General features: G+C 50.4%; 1 pseudogene. It reads left to right on the top strand.

Annotated features, from left to right (window positions below):
- Nucleotides 1–429: 429 nt before the first annotated feature.
- Nucleotides 430–883 (top strand): annotated as a pseudogene (locus tag ACI2JR_RS28340) (integrase core domain-containing protein); the annotation flags it as partial.
- Between the last annotated feature and the right edge of the window lie 199 nt (nucleotides 884–1,082).

The following is a 1,082-nucleotide window of genomic DNA, read 5'->3' as shown; positions in this document are numbered from 1 at the left end:
TTTAACTCTTCAGGATAACGCTTACCGCTCATGGGCACCTCTCTTTAAGTCATCTTAAATGACTCTGAGGTGTCTGTTAAACCTGTGGCGATTCACTCGGCCAAAGAGCGCATTTAAATAATTATGTCCGTGATGAGGAAACCTCACACCGGTAGATTGACAGTTTTCATCCCGGGTTCGATATTCACCTTCCCAGCCGCAAACAATCGTGCCTGAGCGGATCGCATGTTGAGCTCGCGTCCGGGAACCTTGTAACTATCTGCGCCGGCAGGTAATGGCATAAATTTGACAACAAAGGCACCGATAGTGGCTCATACTGTACTGGCAGTGGCGTCTTATGTCACCTCCACTGCGTACCAGTAATGGAGCCAGCCCACTTGCCAGCAGCCGTTAAAACGCTCTCCATGACTGCGGACAACTGTATCCTGACTGTCCGCACTGGCCACCGGTTGCAGGATCAAGTGCCTGACCTGCGTGGATAATTTTACGAAGGAGTGCCTGACAATTACCACCGGGATTTCAGGCGTGCAGGTCACGTGTATTCTGGACAGTATCGCGCTGTTTCGTGGTTATCCGGCTACGATAAGAACCGATCAGGCCAGCCGCGCACTGGATCAATGGGCCTTTGAGCATGACGTGGAGTTGCGTCTTATCCAGCCGGGCAAGCCGACCCAGAACGGATTTATTGAGAGTTTTAGATGAGTGCCTGAATGAGCACTGGTTCAGCGATATTGTTCACGCCAGGAAAATGATTAATGACTGGCGGCAGGATTATAACGAGTGTCCTCCAAATTCATCGCTGGATTACCAGACTCCAGCTGAATTTGCAGCAGGCTGGCGAAGCGGGAAATATGAAGAAAAACCAACCGACATTACTAACTGAAGGTTGTATCTAATCCTGGGAGCAGGTCACAGGCGCCAGAATTCCAGAGCATGGTCAGCAGCATCTTGCGGTTCAGATCCGAAACATAGTGGTGCAGGGATCTCAATCTAAATAGCTGCGCCGAATACCGCTACACTTTTGCCAGCCCATGTTTACCTCCGGGGAATGGACTGGCCGTTTCCATAAAGTGACGAACTTT

It is taken from the genome of Klebsiella sp. NPDC088457 (assembly GCF_044900465.1).
GTDB lineage: Bacteria > Pseudomonadota > Gammaproteobacteria > Enterobacterales > Enterobacteriaceae > Klebsiella.
Note: the sequence above shows the minus strand (reverse complement) of the source record. Positions and strands in the feature narration are given on the sequence as shown.